This is a genomic window from Caballeronia sp. ATUFL_F1_KS4A (assembly GCF_023630905.1).
GTDB lineage: Bacteria > Pseudomonadota > Gammaproteobacteria > Burkholderiales > Burkholderiaceae > Caballeronia > Caballeronia zhejiangensis.
Genome location: NZ_JALQEB010000003.1, coordinates 185,721 through 204,603 on the forward strand (window position 1 = coordinate 185,721; position 18,883 = coordinate 204,603).

Below are 18,883 nucleotides of genomic sequence, written 5' to 3' on the forward strand. Positions count from 1 at the left end.
CCGTCATGAACTTTCTGACCGAAATCGTCGCCTTCGTTGTCGCGATAGGCGTACTCGTCGTCGTCCACGAATTCGGTCACTACAGCGTCGCGCGACTGTGCGGCGTGAAAGTGCTGCGGTTCTCGGTCGGCTTCGGCAAGCCGCTCGTGCGATGGGTCAGCAAGAAGACGGGCGTCGAATGGACGATCGCCGCGCTGCCGCTCGGCGGCTACGTGAAGATGCTCGACGAACGCGAGGTCGATCCCGAGAGCGGCACGACCATTCCCGCTGAAGACCTGCCGCGCGCGTTCAACCGTCAGAACGTGGGCAAGCGCATCGCGATCGTCGCGGCGGGGCCGATCGCCAATTTCCTGCTCGCAATCGTGCTGTTTTCCGCCGTGTTCGCGGGCGGCGTGACCGAGCCGGCGGCGATCGTTTCGCAGCCCGCTTCCGATACGGCGGCGGCGCAAGCGGGCTTCGAAGGCGGCGAAACGATTCTCTCGATGCGTGACGCGGAAGGCGGCGAGACGCATCCGATCCGCTCATGGTCCGACTTGCGCTGGAAGATGCTCGACGCATCGTTCGATCATCGGCGCATCGTGCTGACGGCGAAGACGCACGACGGCACCTTCGACTTTCCGGTGACGGTCACGGGCATCACCGATTCCGAAGCCGATCAGGATTTCATGGACAAGCTCGGCTTCACGCCGGGCGGCGGCACGCTGACGGTCGCGGGCGTCGAGGCGGGCAGCGCGGCGCAGAAGAGCGGGCTGAAGGCGGGCGACATGCTGCGCGCGATCGACGGCCGCAGCGTCGACAACGCGACGAGCTTCATCGACTACGTGAAGGCGCACGGCGGCAAGCCGGTGACGCTCGTGGTCGAGCGCAACGGCCAGCGCGATTCCGTGCAGATCGTGCCGGACGTGAAGCGCGATGCGTCGACGGGCAAGGACATCGGGCGTATCGGCGCCGCGCTCGCGAATCAACTGCCGACGGTGGATGTGCGCTACGGGCCGCTCGAAAGTCTGCGCCTCGGCGTGAACCGCACGTGGGACATCAGCGTGTACTCGCTGCGCATGTTCGGGCGGATGATCACCGGCGAGGCGTCGCTCAAGAATCTGTCAGGGCCGGTCACGATTGCCGACTACGCGGGCAAGAGCGCAAGGCTCGGTGCGACGGCCTTCATTTCGTTTCTGGCACTCGTGAGCATCAGCCTCGGAGTGTTGAACTTGTTACCGATTCCGGTATTGGACGGTGGGCATCTGTTATATTATTTGGTTGAGGCTGTTACCGGCAAGGCAGTATCCGATCGCTGGCAGCTTGTTCTGCAAAGGGCGGGCCTGGTCTGCATCGTCGCTCTGTCGATGATCGCGCTGTTCAATGACCTCGCGCGTCTGATTCGTTTTTGATCCACTTTGACAATTTCTGGCGGCGTCTTTCGAGCGACCGCCGGAACGAATGCAGCTTTAAATACTGGGGAAGCACGTTGTTCAAACCTCATCGCTTTGTTCCTAAGACGGCTGTGGCCGCGGCGCTCGCCGCAACGGGCATGGCGGCGCACGCCACCACGCCGTTCGTCGTGCAGGATATTCGGATCGACGGTCTCCAACGCATCGAGCCTGGCTCCGTGTTCGCTTATCTGCCGATCAAGCAAGGCGACACCTTCACCGACGACAAGGCCTCCGAAGCGATTCGCGCACTCTACGCAACGGGTTTCTTCAACGACGTTCAGATTGCCACCGAAGGCAACGTGGTGATCGTTCAGGTGCAGGAACGCCCGGCGATTTCGGCCATCGATTTCGCGGGCCTGCACGAGTTCGACAAGGACAACCTCACGAAGGCGCTGCGTTCCGTCGGCCTGTCGCAAGGCCGCTCGTACGACAAGGCGCTCGTCGACAAGGCGGAGCAGGAGCTCAAGCGCCAATACCTGACGCGCGGCTACTACGCCGCGGAAGTCACGACCACCGTGACGCCGGTCGACCGCAATCGCGTGCAGATTCTGTTCTCCGTCGCGGAAGGTCCGAGCGCGAAGATTCGCCAGATCAACTTCGTCGGCAACAAGGCGTTCAGTTCCAGTACGCTGCTCGGCGAAATGCAGCTTTCCACGCCGAACTGGTTCTCGTGGTACACGAAGAGCGATCTCTACGCGAAGGAAAAGCTCACGGGCGACCTCGAGAACGTGCGCTCGTACTATCTGAACCGCGGCTACCTCGAGTTCGCGATCGACTCCACGCAGGTGTCGATCTCGCCGGACAAGAAGGACATGTATCTGACGATCGCCGTGCACGAAGGCGAGCCGTACAAGATCAGCAGCATCACGCTTTCGGGCAATCTGCTCGACCGTCAGGCCGAGCTCAACAAGCTCATCAAGATCAAACCGGGCGAGCGCTTCTCGGCCGAAAAGCTGCAGTCGACGACCAAGGCGATCGTCGACAAGCTCGGCGAATACGGCTACGCGTTCGCGCAGGTCAACGCGCAGCCGCAGATCGATCAGGCGAACCACACCGTGGCGCTCACGCTGCAAGTCGATCCGAGCCGTCGGGTGTATGTGCGGCGCGTGAACATCGTCGGCAATACGCGCACGCGCGACGAAGTGGTGCGCCGCGAAATGCGCCAGCTCGAAAGCTCGTGGTTCGATTCGAGCCGCCTGGCGCTGTCGAAGGACCGTATCAACCGTCTCGGCTACTTCACCGACGTGGACGTCACTACGACGCCCGTGGAAGGCACGAACGACCAGGTCGACGTCGACGTGAAGGTGGCCGAAAAGCCGACCGGCGCGATCACGCTGGGCGCGGGCTTCTCGTCGACGGACAAGGTGGTGCTCTCGGCGGGCGTGTCGCAGGACAACGTGTTCGGCTCGGGCACGAGTCTCGCGGTCAACGTGAACACCGCGAAAACCTATCGCACGCTGACCGTGACGCAGGTCGATCCGTACTTCACGATCGACGGCATCAAGCGCATCACCGACGCTTACTACCGTACGTATCAGCCGCTGTATTACTCGACGGATTCGAGCTTCAAGATCATCACGATGGGCGCGGACACGAAGTTCGGCATCCCGTTCTCGGAGCAGGACACGGTGTTCTTCGGCGTCGGAGCCGAACAGAACACGATGGACGTGGACAGCAACACGCCGCAGTCCTACAAGAACTACGTGAACGAGTTCGGCCGTGTCGTGAACAACTACCCGCTGACCGCGGGCTGGTCGCGAGACAATCGCGACAGCGCGCTCGTCCCGAGCCGCGGCTACTACATCCAGTCGAACGCAGAATACGGCACGCCGCTCGGCAACACGACGTACGCGAAGTTCGATGCGCAGTTCCAGTATTACTACTCGTTCGCGCGCGGTTTCGTGCTCGGCTTCAATCTGCAGGGCGGCTACGGCAAGGGCCTGCAAGGGCAGACGTACCCGATCTTCAAGAACTACTACGCGGGTGGTATCGGTTCGGTGCGCGGTTACTCGCCGAGCTCGCTGGGTCCGCGCGACGCGAAAACCAACGACCCGATCGGCGGCTCGCGCATGGCGGTCGGCAATATCGAGCTGACGTTCCCGCTGCCGGGAACGGGCTACGATCGTACGCTGCGCGTGTTCACCTTCCTCGATGCCGGTAACGTCTGGGGCGATCCGGGTCAAGGCGGTACGAGCGGCGGTGCAAACGGCTTGCGCTACGGTTACGGTCTGGGTCTCGCGTGGATCTCGCCGATCGGCCCGCTCAAGCTGAGCCTCGGCTTCCCGCTGCAGAAGCATGAGGGCGACCAGTATCAGAAGTTCCAGTTCCAGATCGGTACGGCGTTCTAAGCAGCCCGCCGATGAACGCGAACTTCATTTTTTTCGACGTAACGTGAGGAACACTTTGGGAACCGGTAAGCATTCGAAACATAGGGCGCTGGCGCTTGCGTTGTCGATGGTTCTCGGCCTGGGCACGGCGATGTCCGCCAGTGCTCAGGAAGCGCGCATCGCGGCGGTCAATTCGGACCGCATCTTGCGCGAATCGTCCGCGGCGAAGGCCGCCCAGTCGAAGCTCGAGCAGGAATTCTCCAAGCGCGACAAGGCGCTGCAGGACATGGCGCAGCGCCTGAAGGCGATGTCGGACAACATCGACAAGAACGGTGCCTCGATGTCGCCGACCGACCGCGCGGCCCGTCAGCGCGATCTGGCGCAGCTCGACGCGGACTTCCAGCGCAAGCAGCGCGAGTTCCGCGAGGACCTGAACCAGCGCCGTAACGAGGAACTCGCGGCGGTGCTGGACCGCGCGAACAAGGTGATCAAGCAGATCGCCGAGCAGCAGCACTACGATCTGATCGTGCAGGAAGCGGTGTACGTGAGCCCGCGCATCGACATTACGGATCAGGTGCTCAAGGCGCTGGCGGCGGGCGCGACCGGCACGGGTTCGCTCACGAACCCGAACTGACGAGGACTGAGACGAGATGGCATCAGGCATGACGGTCACCCTCGGCGAGCTGGTGAAACGCTTCGGCGGCGAGGTGGTCGGCGACGGCGCGCACGCGGTCGGCAGTCTCGCGCCGCTCGACAAGGCGGGCCCCGCGCAGCTCGCGTTTCTCGCGAATCAGAAGTATCTGCCGCAAGTCGAGACGACGCGCGCCGGCGCCGTGCTGATTTCCCCGGCCGACCTCGACAAGGTGACGAATCGCGCGGGCAGTAATTTCATCGTCACGCCGAATCCTTACGCTTATTTCGCTCGCGTGGCTCAGGCGTTCATCGACTTGGCGACGCCCAAGGCCAAGCCTGGCGTGCATCCGAGCGCCTACATCGATCCGGACGCGAAGGTTGCGGCGAGCGCCGTGATCGGCCCTCACGTGACGGTTGAGGCGGGCGCGGTCGTCGGCGAGCGCGTGAAGCTGGATGCGGGCGTAGTCGTCGGGCGCGGCGTTACGCTAGGCGACGACGTTCATCTGTATCCGAACGTCACCGTTTATCACGGCTGCAAGCTCGGCGCGCGCGTGATCGTGCACGCGGGCGCGGTGATCGGTGCGGACGGTTTCGGCTTCGCTCCGGATTTCGTCGGCGAGGGCGATGCGCGCACCGGAAGCTGGGTGAAGATTCCGCAGGTTGGCGCGGTGGATATCGCCGACGACGTGGAAATCGGCGCCAACACGACGATCGATCGCGGCGCGATGGCGGACACCGTCATCGAGGAATGCGTGAAGATCGATAATCTCGTGCAGATCGGCCACAACTGCCGCATCGGCGCGTACACGGTCATCGCCGGCTGCGCGGGCATCGCGGGCAGCACGAGCATCGGCAAGCATTGCATGATCGGCGGCGCGGTGGGCATCGCGGGGCACGTGACGCTCGCGGACTACGTGATCGTCACCGCGCAATCCGGCGTGTCGAAGTCGCTCCTGAAGCCCGGCATGTACACGAGCGCGTTTCCGGCCGTGCCGCATGCAGACTGGAACAAGAGCGCGGCGATCATGCGCAATCTGGACAAGATGCGCGAGCGCATCAAGGCGCTCGAGACCGCGCTCGCCGATTCAGGCAAGCGCGACGAGACGAGCGGCGGCGCATAAGCGCCGGGCTCGTTCGAACGAAGAACGAACCACAAGCAAGAGCGGGCCGGTTCAAGCCGCCGAAGCGAGCTGGCAATCCCGGGCGGGCGTCCGATACGGCCCGCCATCCAAATTTCCGCGCCCGACGCGCGCGTGAGCAGAACGACCATGAGCACAGAAAAAATCAATCTCGACATCCACAAGATTCTCACGCTGCTGCCGCATCGCTATCCGATCCTGCTCGTGGACCGCGTGCTCGAACTCGAGCCGCACAAGAGCATCAAAGCGATCAAGAACGTGACGATCAACGAGCCGTATTTCCAGGGCCACTTCCCGACGCGCCCGGTGATGCCCGGCGTGCTGATTCTCGAAGCGCTCGCGCAGACGGCCGCGCTTCTGACGTTCGCGGAAGAGCCGCACGATCCGTCCAACACGCTCTATTACTTCGTCGGCATCGACGGCGCGCGCTTCAAGCGCGTGGTGGAGCCGGGCGATCAGCTCGTTCTCAACGTCACGTTCGAGCGGTACATGCGGGGCATCTGGAAGTTCAAGGCGCGCGCCGAAGTGGACGGCGTGACCGCCGCCGAAGCCGAGCTCATGTGTACCGTCAAGAGCACGGACGCCTGAGCGCCTTCGCGTTCACACCGCGTTCAACGTAACAAGCAGCACGAACAGCATAGGCGAAAAGCGCATGAGCAAGATTCACCCAACCGCGATCATCGAGCCGGGCGCTCAGCTCGACGAGTCCGTCGAAGTCGGGCCGTACGCGATCGTCGGTTCGCACGTCGTGATCGGCGCGGGCACGACCATTGGCTCGCACAGCGTGATCGAGGGCCACACCACGATCGGCCGCGATAACCGCATCGGCCATTACGCGTCGATCGGCGGCCGTCCGCAGGACATGAAGTACAAGGGCGAGCCGACGCGCCTCGAAATCGGCGACCGCAACACCATCCGCGAATTCACGACGCTGCACACGGGCACGGCGCAGGATCAGGGCCTCACGTCGATCGGCAGCGACTGCTGGATCATGGCGTACGTGCACGTCGGTCACGACTGCCGGCTCGGCGACAACGTCATCATGTCGAGCAACGCGCAACTGGCGGGACATGTCATCGTCGGAGACCACGCGATCGTCGGCGGCATGTCGGGCGTGCATCAGTTCGTGCGCATCGGCGCGCATTCCATGCTGGGCGGCGCATCGGCGCTCGTGCAGGACGTGCCGCCGTTCGTCATCGCGGCAGGCAACAAGGCGGAGCCGCACGGCATCAACGTCGAGGGTCTCCGCCGCCGCGGCTTCACGCCCGACGCCATTTCGGCGCTGCGCTCCGCGTATCGCATCGTCTACAAGAGCGGCCTGTCGCTCGAAGAGGCGAAAGCGCAGCTGAAGGAGCTGAGCACGGCAGGCGGCGAGGGCGATGCGCCCGTCAAGGCATTCTCCGATTTCATCGCGGCGTCGCAGCGCGGCATCATCCGCTGACACGCTGTCCGATGACCCTGATCACCAACCCGCCACGCATCGCGATGGTCGCGGGCGAGCCGTCCGGCGACCTGCTCGCGGCATCGCTGCTCAAAGGCCTGCGGCGCACGCTGCCCGAAGGCACGCGCTATAGCGGCATCGGCGGTCCCCGCATGACGGCCGAGGGCTTCGAAGCGCATTGGCCGATGGACAAGCTGACCGTGCGCGGCTATGTCGAAGCGCTGAAGCACATTCCCGAGATTCTCGGCATCCGCAACGAGATCAAGCGTCAGTTGCTTGCCGAGCCGCCGTCGGTTTTCATCGGTGTGGACGCGCCCGATTTCAACTTCGGCCTCGAGCAGCCGCTGCGCGAAGCGGGCATTCCGACCGTGCATTTCGTCTGTCCGTCCATCTGGGCGTGGCGCGGCGGCCGCATCAAGAAGATCGTGAAAGCGGTCGATCACATGCTGTGCGTGTTTCCGTTCGAAACGGCGCTGATGGAAAAGGCGGGCGTCGCCGCGAGCTACGTCGGCCATCCGCTCGCCGATGACATTCCGCTCGAGCCGGACGTCGCGGGCGCGCGCCGCGAACTCGGCATCGCGGAAGGCGGTCCGGTGATCGCGGTCCTGCCGGGCAGCCGTCGCTCGGAGATTTCGCTGATCGGCCCGACCTTCTTCGACGCGATGGAACTGATGCAGCTTCGCGAGCCCAACGTGCGCTTCCTGATGCCTGCGGCGAATCCGGCGTTGCGCGAACTGCTGCGGCCGCTCGTGGACGCGCATCCGCATCTGTCGCTGACGATCACGGACGGCAACGCCCAGCGCGCGATGACCGCCGCCGATGCGATCCTCGTGAAAAGCGGCACGGTGACGCTCGAAGCGGCGCTGCTCAAGAAGCCGATGGTCATCTCGTACAAGGTGCCTTGGCTGACGGGTCAGATCATGAAGCGTCAGGGTTATCTGCCGTATGTCGGCTTGCCGAACATTCTGGCGGGCCGCTTCGTCGTGCCGGAAATCCTGCAGCACTTCGCGACGCCCGAAGCGCTCGCCGACGCCACGCTGAAACAGTTGAACGACGACGCCAACCGCCGTACCCTGACGGAAATATTCACCGACATGCACATCGCGCTGCGCCAGAATACGTCGCAGAAAGCGGCCGAGGCCGTCGCGCGGGTGCTCGACACGCGGAGGCCGCGGTAATGGCCGCTAGACGATCGGCGCAAGCCGGACTCGATTTCAGCTCACCGTTCGACGTCGTTTGTGGCGTCGACGAGGCCGGGCGCGGTCCGCTGGCCGGTCCGGTCGTGGCGGCGGCGGTCATCTTCGATCCGGCGAAGCCGCGCATCAACGGCCTCGACGATTCGAAGGCGCTCTCTGCCAAAAGGCGCGAAGAGCTGTACGAGAAGATCGTCGATCGCGCGCTCGCGTACTGCATCGCGTCGGCGAGCGTCGAGGAAATCGACACCATCAACATCCTGCATGCGAGCATGCTGGCGATGAAGCGCGCGGTGGAAGGCCTCTCAGTCGCGCCGACGCTCGTGAAAGTCGATGGCAATCGCTGCCCGACCTTGTCCATCCGCAGCGAAGCCGTGATCGGCGGCGATGCGCTCGTCAAGCAGATCTCGGCGGCGTCGATTCTCGCAAAGGTCACGCGTGATCGCATGCTGGTCGATCTGCACGAACTTTTTCCGATGTACGGCTTCGCCACGCATTCCGGCTACGGCACGCCGCAGCATCTGAAGGCGCTGCGCGAACATGGGCCGTGCGAGCATCATCGGCGGTCGTTCGCGCCGGTGCGCGAGGCGCACGCGCTCGTGTTCGGTTCGGTGTTGCCCGAGATCGCTCCCGAAGTGCTTCAGGTCGCATCGACGATCGAAGACGATCCCGACGCGCTCGCCTTCTGAGCGTCAACCGAATCAACGTGAAATCCATCACTTCGCGGGACAACCCGCTCTACAAGCGCATGAAGGCGCTCGCCGGGTCGACGGCGCAGCAGCGCAGAAGCGGCCACGCGCTGCTCGAAGGCCTGCATCTGGCGTCAGCGTATCTCGACGCGGCGGGCCAGCCGGAAACGTGCGTCGTCACCGAAGGCGCGCTCACGCACGAGGAAGCGCGCGAGATCGTCGCGCGCATCGAAGAGAAGCGCGTCGTCGTGTTGCCGGATGCGCTTTTCGGGCAGTTGTCGAGCGTCGTTCACGGCGTGGGCATGCTATTGCTCGTCGAAAAGATCGATGCAGAATTGCCCGCGCGCGTCGCACAAACCTGCGTGATTCTCGATGGCGTTCAGGACGCCGGCAATGTCGGCTCGATTCTGCGCAGCGCGGCGGCGGCGGGCATCACGCGCGTATTCTGCGCGCCGGGCACGGCATACGCGTGGTCATCGAAAGTGCTGCGCTCGGGCATGGGCGCGCATTTTCTGCTGGATATTTTCGAGGACGTCGAACCGGCCGATCTCATCGCGCGACTCGACGCACCCGTGACGATCACCGATTCGCACGGTGCCGTCGCGCTCTACGATTGCGACCTGTCGGGCGCGCTCGCCTGGGTGTTCGGCAACGAAGGCGCGGGCGTGTCGCAAATCTGGCGCGATGCGGTGACGCATCGCGTGACGATTCCGCAGCCGGGCGGCATGGAATCGCTGAACGTGGCGGCCGCGGCGGCGATCTGTCTCTTCGAGCAGTGCCGCCAGCAGCGCTGACAGCCGTCAATAGTAGGAAGGCCGCTCCGGCTTGACCTCCTGCAGGATCGTCGTGGCGATTTCCTCGATCGACTTGTGCGTCGACGAAAGCCACTTGATGCCTTCGCGCTTCATCATCATTTCCGCCTCGTTGATCTCGTAGCGGCAGTTTTCGAGTGCGGCGTACTTGCTGCCCGGACGGCGTTCGTTACGGATCTCGGCCAGCCGCTGCGGATCGATCGACAAACCGAACATCTTCGTCCGATGCTCGAGCAGCGGCGTCGGCAGCTTGCCGCGCTCGAAATCTTCGGGAATCAGCGGATAGTTCGCCGCCTTCACGCCGTACTGCATCGCGAGATAAAGGCTCGTCGGCGTTTTGCCGCTGCGCGATACGCCGACGAGAATGACGTCCGCGTCGGCGAGATTGCGGTTCGACTGGCCGTCGTCGTGGGCGAGCGAGAAATTGATCGCCTCGATGCGATTCTTGTATTCCTCCGTGTCGGCGTTCTGGTGCACGCGGCCCATCGCGTGCGTCGATTTCATTTCCAGTTCGTGCTCGAGCGGCTCGATGAAGGTCTGGAACATGTCGAGCACGAGCGCGTTGCAGCCCTTGACCACTTCATTCGATGCGCTGTCGACGAGCGTCGTGAACACGATCGGCCGGCGGCCATCGAGCGCGACGACTTCGTTGATCTTCTCGACGGTCGCGTAGGCCTTGTCGATCGAGTCGACGAACGGCACGCGCACGAGCCGGAATTTTTGATCGAACTGGGCGAGGATCGAATGCGCGAAGGTTTCGGCAGTGATCCCGGTCCCGTCGGAAACGATGAATACGGAAGGCGGCATCGGCGAAAGAGGGAACGAGTTGGGGCGACGATGCTCAAACGCTGAACCGTGGCTAGCGCGAAAGCACGGACGCCGTAAAAACCTGTGTTAAGGTAGCTGACCGCTGGCAGGCAGTGAACCGGGCGTGAGCGCCGGGGTGTGGGTGAGCCCACGATCAGGCGTTAAAGACCTCGATTTTGCCGTGGAACGACTGCCCGGCCGAAACAATTTTGAAATACGGCAAGGTAGAATAGCGGCAACCTGTTCGATAAGCAATTGCGGAGAAATTGAATCGGATTTTCGTCAAATCGCGGTCGTTTCGTGGCATTTCGTTACGTCAGTCCACGTTTTCGAGCAGATTTCAGACGTACCCCGCTTCTTTTTGACGTGCCCCGGTTCTCGCGGGCGCGTGTCCCCGAAGGTTTATCAAACAGGTTGTACGAGATGCGAGCGCGCTTCCAATGAGCGCGCTCGCATATGAGCCCACTCGTGCGATCGTGAATTCCATCCACCTTAGGGGCTTGTATGACTAACGCAGTCAATGTTGCGAAAGATGTCGCAAAGGATCAGGCGTATGTAGTTCCATTCGAGCAGTTGCGAATGACCGACGTGGAAATCGTCGGCGGCAAGAATGCGTCGCTCGGCGAAATGATCAGCCAGCTTTCCGAAGCCGGCGTTCGCGTGCCGACGGGTTTCGCCACGACTGCGCTCGCATTCCGCGACTTCCTCCATCACAACAATCTGACGGACCGCATCGCCAAACGTCTCGAGACGCTCGATGTCGACGACGTCAAGGCGCTCGCCGAAGCCGGCAAGGAAATCCGTCAGTGGATCGTCGACGCGCCGATGCAGCCGCGCCTCGAAGACGAAATCCGCCGCGGTTTCGAAGTCCTTCAAGCCAGCTCGCCCGAAGAGCTTTCGTTTGCCGTGCGCTCGTCGGCGACGGCCGAGGACTTGCCGGACGCATCCTTCGCGGGCCAGCAGGAAAGCTATCTGAACGTGGTCGGCATCGAGGACGTGCTCGATCGCATGAAGCACGTGTTTGCGTCGCTTTATAACGACCGCGCCATTTCCTATCGCGTCCACAAGGGCTTCACGCATGCGGAAGTCGCGTTGTCGGCGGGCGTGCAGCGCATGGTGCGCTCCGACGTCGGCGCGGCCGGCGTGATGTTCACCATCGACACGGAATCGGGCTTCAAGGAAACCGTCTTCATCACGTCGAGCTACGGCCTGGGCGAAACCGTCGTGCAAGGCGCGGTGAATCCGGACGAGTTCCACGTCTTCAAAACGACGCTCGAACAGGGCAAATACCCGATCATCCGCCGCTCGATCGGCTCGAAGCTCATCAAGATGGAATTCACGAAGCCGGGCGAGCCGGGCCGCGTGAAGACCGTCGACGTGCCGCACGAACAGCGCAACCGCTTCTCGATCACCGACGAAGACGTGATCGAGCTCGCGAAGTACGCGGTCATCATCGAGAAGCACTATCAGCGTCCGATGGACATCGAGTGGGGCAAGGACGGCCGCGACGGCAAGCTGTTCATCCTCCAGGCGCGCCCGGAGACGGTGAAGAGCCAGGCGTCGGGCAAGGCCGAAATGCGCTTCAAGCTGAAGGGGCAGTCGAACGTGCTGGCGACCGGCCGCGCGATCGGCCAGAAGATCGGCGCGGGCCCCGTGCGCGTGATTCACGATCCGTCGGAAATGGAACGCGTGCAGCCGGGCGACGTGCTCGTCGCCGACATGACGGACCCTAACTGGGAACCGGTGATGAAGCGCGCATCGGCCATCGTGACCAATCGCGGCGGCCGTACGTGCCACGCGGCGATCATCGCGCGTGAGCTGGGCGTGCCGGCGGTTGTCGGCTGCGGCGACGCAACGGACATCCTGAAGGACGGCGCGCTCGTCACGGTGTCGTGCGCGGAAGGCGACGAAGGCAAGATCTACGACGGCCTGCTCGAAACCGAAGTGACCGAAGTGCAGCGCGGCGAACTGCCGAAGATTCCGGTCAAGATCATGATGAACGTCGGCAATCCGCAACTCGCGTTCGACTTCGCGCAGTTGCCGAACGCGGGCGTCGGCCTGGCGCGACTCGAGTTCATCATCAACAACAACATCGGCGTGCATCCGAAGGCGATTCTGGAGTACCCGAACGTCGATGCCGATCTGAAGAAGGCGGTTGAAAGCGTCGCGCGCGGCCATGCATCGCCGAAAGCGTTCTACGTCGACAAGCTGACCGAAGGCATCGCCACGATTGCAGCGGCGTTCTATCCGAAGCCCGTCATCGTGCGTCTGTCGGACTTCAAGTCGAACGAGTACAAGAAGCTGATCGGCGGTTCGCGCTACGAGCCGGATGAAGAAAATCCGATGCTCGGTTTCCGTGGCGCGTCGCGCTATATCGCGGAAGACTTCGCCGAGGCGTTCCACATGGAATGCATCGCGCTGAAGAAGGTCCGCGAGGAAATGGGCCTGGACAACGTGCAGATCATGGTGCCGTTCGTGCGTACGCTGAAGCAGGCGGATCGCGTGGTCGAGCTGCTGAAGAAGTTCGGTCTCGAACGCGGCAAGAACGACCTGAAGCTCGTGATGATGTGCGAAGTGCCGTCCAACGCGATTCTCGCCGAGCAGTTCCTGGAGCGCTTCGACGGCTTCTCGATCGGTTCGAACGACCTGACGCAGTTGACGCTGGGCCTCGATCGCGACTCGGGCATGGAGTTGCTCGCGGCGGACTTCGACGAGCGCGACGAAGCGGTGCAGTTCATGCTGAAGCGCGCGATCGAGACGTGCCTGAAGCTGAACAAGTACGTCGGCATTTGCGGTCAGGGCCCGTCGGACCACCCTGATCTCGCCGAGTGGCTCGCGAAGCAGGGCATCGAGTCGATGTCGCTTAATCCGGACACGATCATCGATACGTGGCAGCAGCTCGCGAAGACCTTGTCAAAATAAGTCGATGTCACACCTTTCCACTTGCTTTCGGATTGGTGCAGCGTGATATAAAAACACCCCGGACTTTTCCGGGGTGTTTTCGTTTGGAGACCGATGATGGAAACGGGCGGGTTGATCTGGTGGGTCGCTGCGGGCGCGCTGATCGTCGCGGAATTGTTTACCGGAACGTTCTATCTGCTCATGATCGCGCTCGGGATGATCGCGGGCGGCGTCGCTCATGTGCTCGGCGCGTTGCCGCACGTACAGATGGGCGCGGCCGCGGTCATCGCGCTGATCGCGGTGGCGGTGCTGCGGCGCTCGCGCTTCGTCAGCTGGAAGCGGCGTGACGACGCCTCGCGCGATGCGGCCGTGAATCTCGATATCGGCGCGACCCTGGAAGTCGATCAATGGCATCACGGCCACGCGCGCGCAATGTATCGCGGCGCGCAGTGGGATGTCGAGCTCGCACCGGGCGAAACGGAGGGCGCACGGCTTTATCGCATCACGGCGCTCGACGGCAATCGCCTGATCGTCGCGGCCAAGCGGTAGTCCTATAAGGAGAAAAATAATGTCAATGTACTTTGCGCTCATCGTGCTCGTCATCGCGATCGTCATCGTGTCGAAAACGGTCAAGATCGTCCCTCAGCAACACGCATGGATCATGGAACGCCTCGGCCGCTATCATGCAACGCTCACGCCGGGCCTCAACATCGTGCTGCCGTTCATCGATCGCATCGCCTACAAGCACATGCTGAAGGAGATTCCGCTCGAAGTGCCGAGCCAAGTCTGTATCACGCGCGACAACACGCAGCTTCAAGTCGATGGCGTGCTGTACTTCCAGGTCACGGATGCGATGAAGGCTTCGTACGGATCGAGCAACTTCGTGTTCGCGATCACGCAACTGTCGCAGACGACGTTGCGTTCGGTCATCGGCAAGCTGGAGCTCGACAAGACGTTCGAGGAGCGCGACTTCATCAACCAGAGCATCGTGAATGCGCTCGACGAAGCCGCGTCGAACTGGGGCGTGAAAGTGCTGCGCTATGAAATCAAGGATCTCACGCCGCCGAAGGAAATCCTTCACGCGATGCAGGCGCAGATCACCGCCGAGCGCGAAAAGCGCGCGCTGATCGCCGCGTCCGAAGGACGCAAGCAGGAGCAGATCAATCTGGCATCGGGCGCGCGCGAGGCCGCGATCCAGAAGTCGGAAGGCGAACGGCAGGCGGCGATCAATCAGGCGCAGGGCGAAGCCGCCGCGATTCTCGCGGTGGCGGAAGCGAACGCGCAAGCCATCGAGAAGATCGGCACTGCAATTCAGACAGCGGGCGGCATGGAAGCGGTGAATCTGAAGGTTGCGGAGCAGTATGTCGGCGCGTTCGGCAATCTCGCGAAGCAGGGCAACACGCTGATCGTGCCGGGCAACATGTCCGACATGAGCACGATGATCGCGTCCGCGTTGTCGATCGTGAAAGGCGAGGGCAGCGGCATAATCAGGAAGAGCTGAAGCAATCGGGGGCGCTAAAAAGCGCCCCCGATTCGTTTCACGGTTTAACGCGAGGCGGTTCGCATCAGACGCCCGCGTTCGCGTTCCCAGTCGCGCTTCTTTTCGGTCTCGCGTTTGTCGTGCAACTTCTTGCCCTTCGCGAGGCCGATTTCACATTTCACGCGGCCATCCTTGTAGTGGAAGTTGAGCGGCACGAGCGTGTGCCCGCGCTGCTCGACCTTGCCGATGAGCTTGTCGATCTGTTCGCGGTGGAGGAGCAGCTTGCGCGTGCGCACCGGATCGAGGTTAGCGAATTTCGATGCTTCGGGCAGCGGGCTGATATGCGTGCCGATCAGAAAGAGCTCGCCGTTCTTGATCACGACGTAGCCTTCCTTGATCTGCGCGCGCCCGGCGCGAAGCGCCTTGACTTCCCAGCCCTCGAGCACGAGACCGGCCTCGTAGCGCTCTTCGACGAAGTAATCGAAGAAGGCTTTTCTGTTGTCGATGATGCTCATGAATGGAAAGTGCCCAACTCGTTTAAAATCCTGATTTTAGCAGCGCGCCGGCATGCGTTCGATCCGATGCCTCGTTCTCTTGCGCGTTGCCGCCCAATTCAGCCACCGCTGCGCCCTATATGGCAGACGTCCAGAAAACCGTATTGATCCGCCATTCAGCGGAAGAAATGTTCGACCTCGTCACCGATGTCGCCGACTACCCCAATTTCCTGCCTTGGTGCGGCGGCGTCGAAATCGGCCGCCACGACGAGAACGGCATGGAAGCGAAGATCGACATCAGCTTCAAGGGCATCAAGCAGCATTTCGCGACGCGCAATGTGCAAAAGCGTCCGACCAATATCGATATGGAGTTCCTGAGCGGCCCTTTCAAGAAATTCACCGGATATTGGCACTTTACGCCGCTGCGCGCGGACGCCTGCAAGATCGAATTCGCGCTGCATTACGAATTCTCGAACGTGATTCTGGAGAAGATCATCGGGCCGGTGTTCAGCCATATCGCCAACACGTTCGTCGATTCCTTCGTGAAGCGCGCGGACCAGCGCTACGGCAAGCCATGATGCATATCGATGTCTGCTACGGCCTGCCCGATGGCGCGTTCCTGAAGCGCGTCGACCTGCCCGAGGGCGCGACGGTGCGCGATGCGATCGACGCAAGCGGCGTGCTGCTCGCGCATCGCGACATCGATCTGACGACGCAGAAGGTCGGCGTGTTCGGCAAGCCGAAGCCGCTCGACGCGGCGCTCGCCGATTTCGACCGCGTCGAGATTTATCGGCCGCTGAAGGTGGATCCGAAGGCCGCGCGCCAGCGCCGCGTGGACAAGGCGCGCAAGGCGGGTTCGATCGAAGGGCGCAAGTGGCAGTCGAAGGATTCGCGCTGAGCGAATTCAATGCGCGGGCGCTTCTTTCGCCGCGGCGGGCGCCGGCTCCAGCGTGTGCTGCCTGACCGACCAGATTACGCCGGCGAGCAGCAGCACGATCGCGAGCACTTCGGGCGAGCGCGGCCAGCGGCCGTCGTAGACGAAGGCGTAGAGCAGGGCGAAGAGCGTCTCGAACACGATCATCTGCCCTGACAGCGTGAGCGGCAGGCGCTTCGCTGCCGCGTTCCACAGCATGTTGCCGAGCCACGAGCCGCCGGTGGCCAGCGCAAAAGAAACGGTCCAGAACAGATGCCAGCGCGACGCGGGGACGCTCGCCTGCACCGTGCCCGCGGGCAGCATCCAGACGATCGCGCCGAGCGCGACGCCGAGCAGACCCGTCACGATGCCCCACAGGATGGACCACTCGTTGCCGTCGAAATGGCGATTCGATCGCAGATACCGCGCGTTGACGACCGCGTACCACGTCCAAGAAGCGAGCGCCCCGAGCGCGCATCCGAGTCCGGCGAGGCGCGTGAGCACGCTCGTCGCGTGATCGGCGTCGCTGAATACATCGAGATTGATGCACGCGATGCCCGCCAGCACGAGCAGGAGCGGCCCGATGAGCCTTTTCAGGTCGACCGCGCCGCGATCCCGCCGTCCGGCGAGCGTGACGGTCACGGGGAGAATGCCGACGATCAGCGACGAAGGCGCGACGCCCACGAGCTGCACCGCGCTCGCGAGCAGCATGTAGTACAGCAGGTTGCCGACCAGCGCGAGCTTCGCGAGCGCGATGAAATCGGCGCGCGTGAGCTTGGCCGCGAGGCGCCGGGCGAACGGCAGCGCCACCGCGAGCGAAACCGCGCCGTACATCAGATAGCGCCCGACGGAGAGCGTCAGCGGCGAAAAATCCGGCAAGAGCCGTGGCGCGAGAAAGATGAAACCCCAGATCGCTCCCGCCGCCATTCCGTACATCACACCGCGCTGCATCGTCCGACTCCTGCCGAAATTTCAACTGACGGCGCGAAGCGTAGCATGTGGCCCCGGGCGGCCGTCTTGTCTAAAACTGCAACAACGCGGGCGCCCGGCAGACGGGCGAAAGCGGTCCGGAATTTGCGTCAGAATGGGCTAAGCTGCTGTTCGGGCAGTGAAAATGCAGGGAACTATCGGTATAATCTGCTTTTGCGCCCATAGGATTTGCCATGCGTCTGATCCAGAAAGCACTCACGTTCGATGACGTGCTCCTCGTGCCCGCCTTCTCCAGCGTTCTCCCGCGCGACACCAGCCTGAAATCCCAGCTGACTCGCAATATTTCCCTGAACATGCCTCTCGTGTCCGCCGCCATGGACACGGTCACCGAAGGCCGGCTCGCCATCGCGATGGCGCAGATGGGCGGCATCGGCATCGTCCACAAGAATCTCACCGCCAAGGAACAGGCCCGCGAAGTCGCGAAAGTGAAGCGCTTCGAATCGGGCGTCGTGCGCGATCCGATCACGATTCCGCCGCAAATGCGCGTGCGCGACGTCATCGCGCTGACGCAGCAGCACGGCATTTCGGGTTTCCCGGTGGTCGAAGGCGCGCAACTGATCGGCATCGTCACCAATCGCGACCTGCGCTTCGAAGAACGGCTCGATGAGCCGGTGCGCAACATCATGACGCCGCGCGAACGCCTCGTGACGGTCAAGGAAGGCACGTCGCTCGCCGAGGCGAAGGCGCTGATGCACAGCCATCGCCTGGAGCGCGTGCTCGTGGTGAACGACGCGTTCGAGCTGCGCGGCCTGATGACGGTGAAGGACATCACCAAGCAGACCGAAAACCCGGACGCCTGCAAGGACGAAGACGGCAAGCTGCGTGTGGGCGCGGCCGTGGGCGTCGGTCCGGACAATGAAGAGCGCGTCGAGCTGCTCGCGCAGGCGGGCGTCGACGTGATCGTCGTCGATACCGCGCACGGCCATAGCCAGGGCGTGCTGGAGCGCGTGCGCTGGGTCAAGCAGAATTATCCGCACGTGCAGGTCATCGGCGGCAATATCGCGACGGCGGCGGCAGCCAAGTCGCTCGTCGAGTACGGCGCGGACGCGGTGAAGGTCGGTATCGGCCCGGGCTCGATCTGCACGACGCGGATCGTGGCGGGCGTCGGCGTGCCGCAGATCACGGCGATCGCGAATGTTTCCGAAGCACTGCGCGGCACCGGCGTGCCGGTCATCGCGGACGGCGGCGTGCGCTTCTCGGGCGACGTGTCGAAGGCGCTCGCGGCGGGCGCGAACGTCGTCATGATGGGCAGCATGCTCGCGGGCACCGAAGAATCGCCGGGCGACGTGTTCCTGTATCAGGGCCGCCAGTACAAGTCGTACCGCGGCATGGGTTCGGTCGGCGCGATGAAGGACGGCGCGGCGGACCGCTACTTCCAGGACAACTCGGCGAACATCGACAAGCTCGTGCCGGAAGGTATCGAAGGCCGTGTGGCCTACAAGGGCTCGGTCAACGCGATCCTGTTCCAGATCGTCGGCGGCGTGCGCGCGAGCATGGGCTACTGCGGTTGCCGCACGATTTCCGAACTGCACGAGAAGGCGGAATTCGTTCAGATCACGGCGGCCGGCATGCGCGAATCGCATGTGCATGACGTGCAGATCACGAAGGAAGCGCCCAACTATCACGTCGACTAA

Annotated in this window: 18 protein-coding genes; 15 read left to right on the forward strand and 3 right to left on the reverse strand. The window is 63.0% G+C overall.

Going from position 1 to position 18,883, the window contains the following annotated elements; all coding sequences use genetic code 11:
- The first annotated feature begins 5 nt into the window (after window positions 1-5).
- The 9 genes from rseP (at window position 6) to NCS03_RS06440 (ending at window position 9,646) form a co-directional block, all read left to right on the forward strand.
- Window positions 6-1,388, forward strand: a complete 1,383-nt coding sequence (rseP, locus tag NCS03_RS06400; RefSeq protein WP_008350079.1) for an RIP metalloprotease RseP — start codon at window positions 6-8, stop codon at window positions 1,386-1,388.
- A 77-nt stretch (window positions 1,389-1,465) separates the two neighbouring features.
- Window positions 1,466-3,778 carry an outer membrane protein assembly factor BamA gene (gene bamA, locus NCS03_RS06405; protein ID WP_008350077.1) on the forward strand — a complete coding sequence of 771 codons (2,313 nt, stop codon included), beginning with the start codon at window positions 1,466-1,468 and terminating at the stop codon, window positions 3,776-3,778.
- Between the two features lie 106 nt (window positions 3,779-3,884).
- Window positions 3,885-4,391 carry an OmpH/Skp family outer membrane protein gene (locus NCS03_RS06410; RefSeq protein WP_008350075.1) on the forward strand — a complete coding sequence of 169 codons (507 nt, stop codon included), beginning with the start codon at window positions 3,885-3,887 and terminating at the stop codon, window positions 4,389-4,391.
- 28 nt (window positions 4,392-4,419) lie between these two features.
- Entirely contained in the window at window positions 4,420-5,511 is a 1,092-nt protein-coding gene (gene lpxD, locus NCS03_RS06415) for a UDP-3-O-(3-hydroxymyristoyl)glucosamine N-acyltransferase (protein WP_034472149.1), read from the forward strand.
- Between the two features lie 147 nt (window positions 5,512-5,658).
- Window positions 5,659-6,117: a 3-hydroxyacyl-ACP dehydratase FabZ gene (gene fabZ / locus NCS03_RS06420; protein WP_008350071.1), complete on the forward strand. Its 459-nt coding sequence runs from the start codon at window positions 5,659-5,661 to the stop codon at window positions 6,115-6,117.
- A gap of 64 nt (window positions 6,118-6,181) precedes the next feature.
- On the forward strand, window positions 6,182-6,970 hold the full coding sequence (lpxA, locus tag NCS03_RS06425) for an acyl-ACP--UDP-N-acetylglucosamine O-acyltransferase (protein WP_008350069.1): 789 nt from the start codon (window positions 6,182-6,184) through the stop codon (window positions 6,968-6,970).
- Window positions 6,971-6,981: 11 nt separating this feature from the next.
- Window positions 6,982-8,148: a lipid-A-disaccharide synthase gene (gene lpxB, locus NCS03_RS06430; RefSeq protein WP_008350067.1), complete on the forward strand. Its 1,167-nt coding sequence runs from the start codon at window positions 6,982-6,984 to the stop codon at window positions 8,146-8,148.
- A complete protein-coding gene (gene rnhB / locus NCS03_RS06435) occupies window positions 8,148-8,852 on the forward strand; it encodes a ribonuclease HII (protein ID WP_008350066.1) in 705 nt (234 codons plus the stop codon). Before lpxB ends, rnhB begins: the two co-directional genes overlap by 1 nt.
- Before the next feature lie 17 nt (window positions 8,853-8,869).
- Window positions 8,870-9,646, forward strand: a complete 777-nt coding sequence (locus tag NCS03_RS06440) for a TrmH family RNA methyltransferase (protein ID WP_008350064.1) — start codon at window positions 8,870-8,872, stop codon at window positions 9,644-9,646.
- A 6-nt stretch (window positions 9,647-9,652) separates the two neighbouring features.
- Here the strand turns inward: NCS03_RS06440 and ppsR are convergent, their stop codons facing one another.
- The gene (gene ppsR / locus NCS03_RS06445) at window positions 9,653-10,471 is read right to left on the reverse strand and encodes a posphoenolpyruvate synthetase regulatory kinase/phosphorylase PpsR (protein ID WP_008350062.1); all 819 of its coding nucleotides are present in this window, start codon (window positions 10,469-10,471) and stop codon (window positions 9,653-9,655) included.
- A gap of 504 nt (window positions 10,472-10,975) precedes the next feature.
- Between ppsR and ppsA the strand changes: the two genes are divergently transcribed.
- The 3 genes from ppsA (at window position 10,976) to NCS03_RS06460 (ending at window position 14,873) form a co-directional block, all read left to right on the forward strand.
- A complete protein-coding gene (gene ppsA / locus NCS03_RS06450) occupies window positions 10,976-13,393 on the forward strand; it encodes a phosphoenolpyruvate synthase (RefSeq protein ID WP_244808026.1) in 2,418 nt (805 codons plus the stop codon).
- 96 nt (window positions 13,394-13,489) lie between these two features.
- Complete coding sequence (locus NCS03_RS06455) at window positions 13,490-13,921, forward strand: NfeD family protein (RefSeq protein ID WP_008350058.1); 432 nt, start codon at window positions 13,490-13,492, stop codon at window positions 13,919-13,921.
- Window positions 13,922-13,946: 25 nt separating this feature from the next.
- Window positions 13,947-14,873 carry an SPFH domain-containing protein gene (locus NCS03_RS06460; RefSeq protein ID WP_008350056.1) on the forward strand — a complete coding sequence of 309 codons (927 nt, stop codon included), beginning with the start codon at window positions 13,947-13,949 and terminating at the stop codon, window positions 14,871-14,873.
- A 44-nt stretch (window positions 14,874-14,917) separates the two neighbouring features.
- Here the strand turns inward: NCS03_RS06460 and smpB are convergent, their stop codons facing one another.
- A complete protein-coding gene (gene smpB / locus NCS03_RS06465; protein ID WP_008350055.1) occupies window positions 14,918-15,367 on the reverse strand; it encodes an SsrA-binding protein SmpB in 450 nt (149 codons plus the stop codon).
- Window positions 15,368-15,486: 119 nt separating this feature from the next.
- On the opposite strand from smpB, the gene NCS03_RS06470 reads away from it, so the two are divergent.
- Together NCS03_RS06470 and NCS03_RS06475 are read left to right on the forward strand one after the other, a co-directional pair.
- Window positions 15,487-15,924: a type II toxin-antitoxin system RatA family toxin gene (locus tag NCS03_RS06470; RefSeq protein WP_008350053.1), complete on the forward strand. Its 438-nt coding sequence runs from the start codon at window positions 15,487-15,489 to the stop codon at window positions 15,922-15,924.
- Complete coding sequence (locus NCS03_RS06475; RefSeq protein WP_008350051.1) at window positions 15,921-16,244, forward strand: RnfH family protein; 324 nt, start codon at window positions 15,921-15,923, stop codon at window positions 16,242-16,244. The genes NCS03_RS06470 and NCS03_RS06475 overlap by 4 nt, the downstream gene beginning before the upstream one ends.
- A gap of 6 nt (window positions 16,245-16,250) precedes the next feature.
- Here the strand turns inward: NCS03_RS06475 and NCS03_RS06480 are convergent, their stop codons facing one another.
- On the reverse strand, window positions 16,251-17,210 hold the full coding sequence (locus tag NCS03_RS06480) for a DMT family transporter (protein WP_250528944.1): 960 nt from the start codon (window positions 17,208-17,210) through the stop codon (window positions 16,251-16,253).
- A 212-nt stretch (window positions 17,211-17,422) separates the two neighbouring features.
- Between NCS03_RS06480 and guaB the strand changes: the two genes are divergently transcribed.
- Window positions 17,423-18,883: an IMP dehydrogenase gene (gene guaB, locus NCS03_RS06485; protein WP_008350049.1), complete on the forward strand. Its 1,461-nt coding sequence runs from the start codon at window positions 17,423-17,425 to the stop codon at window positions 18,881-18,883.

What these genes read in the sequence shown, in the direction of transcription:
- rseP (WP_008350079.1), top strand. Translation starts at nt 6, where the DNA reads ATGAACTTTCTGACCGAAATCGTCGCCTTCGTTGTCGCGATAGGCGTA.
- NCS03_RS06410 (WP_008350075.1), top strand. Translation starts at nt 3,885, where the DNA reads ATGGTTCTCGGCCTGGGCACGGCGATGTCCGCCAGTGCTCAGGAAGCG.
- lpxD (WP_034472149.1), top strand. Translation starts at nt 4,420, where the DNA reads ATGACGGTCACCCTCGGCGAGCTGGTGAAACGCTTCGGCGGCGAGGTG.
- fabZ (WP_008350071.1), top strand. Translation starts at nt 5,659, where the DNA reads ATGAGCACAGAAAAAATCAATCTCGACATCCACAAGATTCTCACGCTG.
- lpxA (WP_008350069.1), top strand. Translation starts at nt 6,182, where the DNA reads ATGAGCAAGATTCACCCAACCGCGATCATCGAGCCGGGCGCTCAGCTC.
- lpxB (WP_008350067.1), top strand. Translation starts at nt 6,982, where the DNA reads ATGACCCTGATCACCAACCCGCCACGCATCGCGATGGTCGCGGGCGAG.
- rnhB (WP_008350066.1), top strand. Translation starts at nt 8,148, where the DNA reads ATGGCCGCTAGACGATCGGCGCAAGCCGGACTCGATTTCAGCTCACCG.
- ppsR (WP_008350062.1), bottom strand. Translation starts at nt 10,471, where the DNA reads ATGCCGCCTTCCGTATTCATCGTTTCCGACGGGACCGGGATCACTGCC.
- ppsA (WP_244808026.1), top strand. Translation starts at nt 10,976, where the DNA reads ATGACTAACGCAGTCAATGTTGCGAAAGATGTCGCAAAGGATCAGGCG.
- NCS03_RS06455 (WP_008350058.1), top strand. Translation starts at nt 13,490, where the DNA reads ATGGAAACGGGCGGGTTGATCTGGTGGGTCGCTGCGGGCGCGCTGATC.
- NCS03_RS06460 (WP_008350056.1), top strand. Translation starts at nt 13,947, where the DNA reads ATGTACTTTGCGCTCATCGTGCTCGTCATCGCGATCGTCATCGTGTCG.
- smpB (WP_008350055.1), bottom strand. Translation starts at nt 15,367, where the DNA reads ATGAGCATCATCGACAACAGAAAAGCCTTCTTCGATTACTTCGTCGAA.
- NCS03_RS06470 (WP_008350053.1), top strand. Translation starts at nt 15,487, where the DNA reads ATGGCAGACGTCCAGAAAACCGTATTGATCCGCCATTCAGCGGAAGAA.
- NCS03_RS06475 (WP_008350051.1), top strand. Translation starts at nt 15,921, where the DNA reads ATGATGCATATCGATGTCTGCTACGGCCTGCCCGATGGCGCGTTCCTG.
- NCS03_RS06480 (WP_250528944.1), bottom strand. Translation starts at nt 17,210, where the DNA reads ATGCAGCGCGGTGTGATGTACGGAATGGCGGCGGGAGCGATCTGGGGT.
- guaB (WP_008350049.1), top strand. Translation starts at nt 17,423, where the DNA reads ATGCGTCTGATCCAGAAAGCACTCACGTTCGATGACGTGCTCCTCGTG.